Origin of the sequence: Rhizobium sp. 768_B6_N1_8 (assembly GCF_051811225.1) — a bacterium.
Lineage (GTDB): Bacteria > Pseudomonadota > Alphaproteobacteria > Rhizobiales > Rhizobiaceae > Rhizobium.
This window is the reverse complement of sequence record NZ_JBPWPV010000003.1, coordinates 503,273-509,272: the sequence shown is the minus strand read 5'-3', so window position 1 is coordinate 509,272 and position 6,000 is coordinate 503,273. Positions and strand designations below refer to the sequence as shown.

Annotated in this window: 5 protein-coding genes; 3 read left to right on the top strand and 2 right to left on the bottom strand. The window is 58.4% G+C overall.

The features are described from left to right. Positions 1 to 34: 34 nt before the first annotated feature. Positions 35 to 2,920 (bottom strand): Tn3 family transposase, encoded by a 2,886-nt coding sequence (locus AB8B33_RS37120; protein ID WP_439019304.1) that lies wholly within the window; start codon positions 2,918 to 2,920, stop codon positions 35 to 37. Positions 2,921 to 3,045: 125 nt separating this feature from the next. Between AB8B33_RS37120 and AB8B33_RS37115 the strand changes: the two genes are divergently transcribed. The 3 genes from AB8B33_RS37115 (at position 3,046) to AB8B33_RS37105 (ending at position 5,298) form a co-directional block, all read left to right on the top strand. Beyond that, a complete protein-coding gene (locus tag AB8B33_RS37115) occupies positions 3,046 to 3,681 on the top strand; it encodes a recombinase family protein (RefSeq protein WP_262519108.1) in 636 nt (211 codons plus the stop codon). A gap of 224 nt (positions 3,682 to 3,905) precedes the next feature. After that, positions 3,906 to 4,487, top strand: coding sequence for a DUF930 domain-containing protein (locus tag AB8B33_RS37110; protein WP_439019303.1), 582 nt, complete (start codon positions 3,906 to 3,908; stop codon positions 4,485 to 4,487). A gap of 145 nt (positions 4,488 to 4,632) precedes the next feature. Next, positions 4,633 to 5,298, top strand: a complete 666-nt coding sequence (locus AB8B33_RS37105) for a dienelactone hydrolase family protein (protein ID WP_439019302.1) — start codon at positions 4,633 to 4,635, stop codon at positions 5,296 to 5,298. 10 nt (positions 5,299 to 5,308) lie between these two features. Here AB8B33_RS37105 and AB8B33_RS37100 read toward each other — a convergent pair whose 3' ends face one another. Next, positions 5,309 to 5,938 (bottom strand): hypothetical protein, encoded by a 630-nt coding sequence (locus AB8B33_RS37100; protein WP_439019301.1) that lies wholly within the window; start codon positions 5,936 to 5,938, stop codon positions 5,309 to 5,311. Positions 5,939 to 6,000: the final 62 nt, after the last annotated feature.

The following is a 6,000-nucleotide window of genomic DNA, read 5'->3' as shown; positions in this document are numbered from 1 at the left end:
AGGGGTCGTTTGCGGGAGGGGGCGGAATCCTACGCTAAGGCTTTGGCCACCGATATTCGCCCGTGAGGTTGATGTGTTCCCATCCCAGCGGAGAGATATGGGCCAGCAGATCGGGCGATAGCTGTTTCCCCTCGCGTTTCTTTCTGGCGACGACTTCACCGAGTTTCATCGTATTCCAGAAGATGATGATCGCTGCGAGCAAGTTCATGCCTGCGATCCGGTAGTGTTGGCCTTCGGCGGAACGGTCGCGGATTTCGCCCCGACGATGAAAGCTGATTGCCCGCTTCAGCGCATGGTGGGCCTCGCCCTTGTTAAGCCCAATCTGGGCTCGGCGTTGCAACTCGGCATCCAGAATCCAGTCGATCATGAACAGGGTCCTCTCGACGCGGCCGACCTCGCGCAAGGCCGTGGCGAGTTCGTTCTGTCGTGGATATGAGGCGAGCTTACGTAGAATCTGGCTAGGTGCGATACTTCCGGCCGCAATGGTAGCCGCGATGCGGAGAATGTCGGGCCAGTTGCGTTCTATCAGGGCCTGATTGATCTTTCCGCCGATCATGGTCCGCAAATGCGCTGGCGCTGACGAAGGATTGAACGCGTATAGCTTTTTGGATGGCAGATCGCGGATGCGTGGTGCAAACCGATAACCGAGGATGGCACAGGCGGCAAACACGTGATCGGTGAAGCCGCCCGTATCGGCGAACTGTTCGCGGATATGGCGGCCGGCATCGTTCATGAGCAGGCCATCGAGGATATAGGGCGCTTCGCTTGCCGTTGCGGGAATCACCTGGGTTGAGAACGGAGCATATTGGTCCGAGACGTGACTGTAAGCTTTCAGGCCGGGAGTATTGCCGTATTTCGCGTTGACCAGGTTCATCGCTTCCCCTTGCTCCGTCGCGGCGAAGAACTGGCCATCACTCGATGCCGAGATACCGGTCCCCCATAATTGGGCCATCGGCAAATTGGCTTGCGCCTCTACGATCATGGCGAGCGCCCGGTCATAGGCTTCGCCCTCGACATGCCAGCGCGCAATACGGATCAACTCCCAGAATGTATGGGTATTGGTGGCGTCGGCCATCTTGCGCAGGCCGAGATTGATCCCCTCAGCAAGCACGACGTTCATCAGCCCGATCCGGTCGACGCAAGGTGCCCCCGTGCGCAGATGGGTGAAGGCTTCACAGAAACCGGTCGCAGCATCCACTTCCAACAAGAGATCAGTGATGCGTGTTGACGGCATCTGCTTGTAGAGATCGAGAACCAGATCCTCCGCGCCATCCGGCACTGAGGCTGCAAGCTTTTCGATATGCAGGGTGCCGTTTTCAATTGATCCGCCGGGAATCGTGCCGATGCGGGCGGCACGACCAAGCTCGCGTAACCGGATATCGAGGCGCGCTTGTCGGTCTGCCAACCATTCCTCCGGCCGCAATGGCACGGCGAGACGGCCATTTTCCGCCACGGCTTGCGCGGGAACGAGAGCCTGCTTCAGATCGCCATAGCGCCGGGATCGCGCCAGCCAGACATCTCCCGACCGGAACGCATCGCGCAGGTGGAACAGCACCGCGATCTCCCAGAGGCGGATATCGCCAGCCGGCTGGGCACGAAGATGACGATGCCATTTCGAGCTTGGCCGCAGAAAGTCGGAATGCACCGAAACCCTTGCACCTCCACGTAGCGCCGTCACGGCGTCGAGCAGCGGCATCGCGACCGGCGCAGCCCGAAGATCGAGCAGGCGCAACATACGAGGAGCATAGCGGCGGAAGCGATGATAGCCGTCAAGCACATGATTGAGCGGGTCGGCCGTCATGGTCCCTGTCAGGCTGACCGCCGTGGCAACCAGGGTTTTGAACCTGTCCCAGCCCTCTCCATTGCCGATGACGGTTTCCAGCGGCTGGCCGTCATCCTGTGCATCCACTAAGGCCCCACCGATTTCGGCGAAGGATTTCAAGGTGGCGCGCACCGCAGTCGCTTCGTCCGCAACCTTCTCCTGGCAAATGCGCTCCGAAGCCCGGTAGAGCTTGCCAACGATGCGGTCATGGGTTTCGATTACGGCGTCGGCGAGCATCGCCTGCCATTCCGATGCGCAAACGGCCAGAATCGCAAGCCGTCTATCCTCCGGAAGATCACGCATGCCATCGGCATAATACCGCTCGCCCTGCCTGCGCAGCCGTGTCACTCGATGGGCAGGAACGTTGACCAGAATATCTTCGGGGAGATCGAGCTGTCGCAGGTATTCCAGCCGGTCGAGAAGCCGGTTGACCGACGAAGAGTTCGAACCGGGTTCGAACCGCCGCAGCCACACGAACCGGGTCATACGATCGTCAACCGTATCCTCAAGCAATGCCCGCAACTGCTCCCTGATCGGCGGAGACAGACGGTTGGCAATTCTTGTCTCGATCCGCCGCTCAGCATCGACCAGAGCCGTGGCGCAAAGCCGCTCGATCGTCGATGTCGCGGGAAGAACAATGCGGGTGCGGCGGCACTCGACCACGAAACGACGGGCAATGTCCTCGTTCGACACCGCCATCTCGGCTTCCCGGAAAAGCCAGTCCTTCAGTTCACGAGCGCCACGGCCGGAGAACGTGCGGAAGCCGTAAAGCATCCGCAGTTCGGCAAGGTGCTCGTGGCGCGTCTCCTCGCGGGCGGCATAGTCAACCAGATCGGTGGCATGGAGGCCAAGCTGCGCTCCGATGAACTCGACCACCTCCGCCGGAATCAGCTCTCCCGGAGCCAACACCCGTCCGGGGTAGCGCAGAACACACAATTGCAGGGCGAAACCGAACCTGTTGTGCGAGCGTCGGCGGTGCCTGATATGCTCGAGGTCCTCGTCGCTCAGCGTATAGTGTTTGAGTAAATCCGCCTGCGAAGTCGGCAGGCGCAACAGCGCGTCCTTCTGCCGATCGGTTAGAGTGACACGACGCGGCATCCATGTTCCTTTTTCAAAATCAGATAATGTTCAAGATGCTTTGTTTATGACGCTGGTTAAGATACAGTTCTGGGAAACAAGGCAATTGCGGTCGATGCGCCGCCTCAAACCATCGTTTAAGAAACATGCTGATCGGATATGCCCGCGTTTCCAAAGCAGATGGTTCCCAGTCTCTGGACCTGCAGCAGGATGCTCTTCGCGCAGCCGGCGTTGAGCAAGACAACATCTATGAGGATCGCGCCTCCGGTAACCGTGATGATCGACCGGGTCTGACCGGTTGCCTCAAATCGTTGCGTGCCGACGATGTGTTGGTGGTCTGGAAGCTTGATCGCCTCGGGCGGTCGCTCACCCATCTGGTCAACACGGTGAAGGATCTTTCGGAACGCAAGATCGGCTTGCGAGTGTTGACCGGGAAAGGGGCCGAGATCGACACCACGACTGCATCCGGTCGAATGGTGTTCGGTATCTTCGCTACGCTGGCCGAGTTCGAGCGAGATCTGATCCGGGAGCGCACTCTGGCTGGTCTTGCTGCAGCCAGAGCACGAGGTCGCAAAGGCGGTCGCAAATTCGCGCTAACCAAAGCGCAAGTTCGCCTCGCCCAGGCAGCCATGGCACAGCGCGATACATCTGTCTCCGATCTCTGCAAGGAACTCGGGATTGAGCGCGTCACCCTCTACCGATATGTCGGCCCTAAAGGCGAACTCAGGGACCATGGCAGACGGCTTCTGGGCCTACCGCAACTGGAACAATCGAATGCCTAAGTCTCATAAACTGACAACAATCTTGGCTGTGTGCATTGCCTTCCCCCCGTTCGTAGCTGCCGCTCTCTGAGCGCGCTTGCATGAGGTTGGCGGAACGGACAGAGGATCGATTCAACAGGTGGGGCCTTGCGGGGTCCGCGCTCCTTCATATCCTTGTGGGTGTTTTCTTACTGCTTTTGCCCGCCGCGCCGAAACAGGCCGAGCCGCAGGAGCAGAGCATAGAGGTGGAAATCGTGACCCTTCCCCCTCCCCGAACCGATCAACAGGCGAAGTCGGCACGGCAACTTGATCTTCCTCCTAAACGGCAGGGCGAGGGCATGCCGGCGGAAACGCCCGAGACTGCGTTAAAGACACCAGCAATTCCAGAGGCGGTCCCGGACGAGGTTCATCGTCGTGATGAAACGCCAACAGTGGTGAAGCCGTTGCGCATGTTGTCGGAGAAGGTGCTGGACGATCCAAGAAGCCGAAATGCCAGACAAGAGCTTGCGATGCTCAGGCCCGCGGATCAGATCGAACAACTATGCAATTTGGAAGCTATGGCTCAGGTCGGAGCGTGGAGCGAAGAGTATCAGCCTGATCGCGTTGTAGCCTATGCGATGGACGACCCGAAACTATCGGGAAACTCTTTTTCGGCAGAGGGGGCGGCTCTGCACAGCAAGCGAGATTGGTATAGGTTGCAATTCAAATGTGACCTCACCCCAGACCATAAGAAGGTTGCGGCCTTTGAATTTCTCATGGGCGATCCGATCCCGAAGGAAGATTGGGCCGAGCATAGTCTTCCCACCGAAGATAAGCCGCTTGATTAGGGCGGTTGGTATGGGCCGATCGCGAACTGTGTCACGACGCCAAGGAATGGAGTTTTAGAAGTATATGCGCTTGTTTTCGTGCGTTCTCGTCTTTCTCGCAGGTATGTTCCTCAATGCTCATGCTGCATCCCGGCTGCAATTTACCGTGCCGACGCCGACCGGCCGTGTTCTGGTCGAGAGCTTCGGGAACTGCGCGAACGCGACATGTCCGGCCGTCGTGATCCTGAGTGGCAGCAAAGGCTTCGGGGCCTCCATTTATGATGAGATCGGCCAGACGCTTCGGGCGGCGGGTTTGAATGCCTATCTCGTTCATGTCCTGTCGGCGGACGATCTCAACGCTATCGCCACGGCGGACAATGCGCGGGTGCGCATCGCCTATTATGGACAGCGGTTGCCGGACTGGATTTCCGCCGTTCAAAGCGTGGTCGCCTATCTTGAGAGCCAGCCTCGCCACGGCGGCAAGGTTGGCGTTCTCGGAATCTCCCTTGGCGCGCAAATCGCTTCGGCTGCTTCGGCCGGGCGATCCGACATTGGCGCGCTGGTGTTGGTCGATGGTGGTTTCCCGAACGGCTATTCACATCCTGTCCGTTCATTGCCGCCGCTGCTTTTGATTTGGGGAAGTGCCGACCGGACGTTTCCCTTGTCGGTTGGTCGCGAGATGCAACGGACAGCCCAACAGCTTGGACGGCCCGTTAGCCTTGATGTTTACGAAGGCGGTGCGCACGATTTTTTCTTGAGACCGGGAACAGGAAACGCTTCAGCAGCTCACCAGAGCGCGGCCGATTTTCTGATGTTGCAGCTATCGCGATAGTTCTTGAAGCTTAGCGTAGGATTTCGCCCCCTCCCGCAAACGCCCCCAATTCAGTGTGCGGTAATTGCGTCTCGGGAACCACGGACCCGCGGCGATGGAGATAGCGTTCGTATTTTTCGCGCGCCTCCGACATATTCTTAAGATACTCTCCTAGGATTGTTTCCACACGGGCACTAGCATACCGATCAAGCTCGATGGAGCTGGGAAACTTGCTGAGGAGCTCACGGAAAACCGCGGCCGGAATGGCGCCTGCTCGGTCGCCGCCGACCACAATTTCCCCGTCGGCTTCCATTACGCGAGCAACACGGCGAAAGATGCCCACATTGCGCTCCGCGACGAAGGTCTTTCTCTCGAAAGAAATTTCCGTGCTTGAGATGAGGACGTCATGTTCACATCCCAAAACGCGGCCAGGAATTCGAAAATAGCCGGCCTCCCTTTTCGCAAATCGGAACCGATAGATCGGATCTTCATCCGTTCGCTTCGATCGACGATTCAGCAAGTCACGCATCACAAACGTGAAGGCCCTACTGACCGTGACCTCGCCCTTTTCTTTCAGCTCGTCACTCACCCAAGACGGGCTGTTAAACTCAGGTTCGTATTCGAGGATCAGGCCCCGCTCGTCGGCATCGAAGTAAACCATATCGCACTGGACCGAATGCAATGAATGTTTCTGTTGGCAAATAGCCTATTCCAACTTTCTCC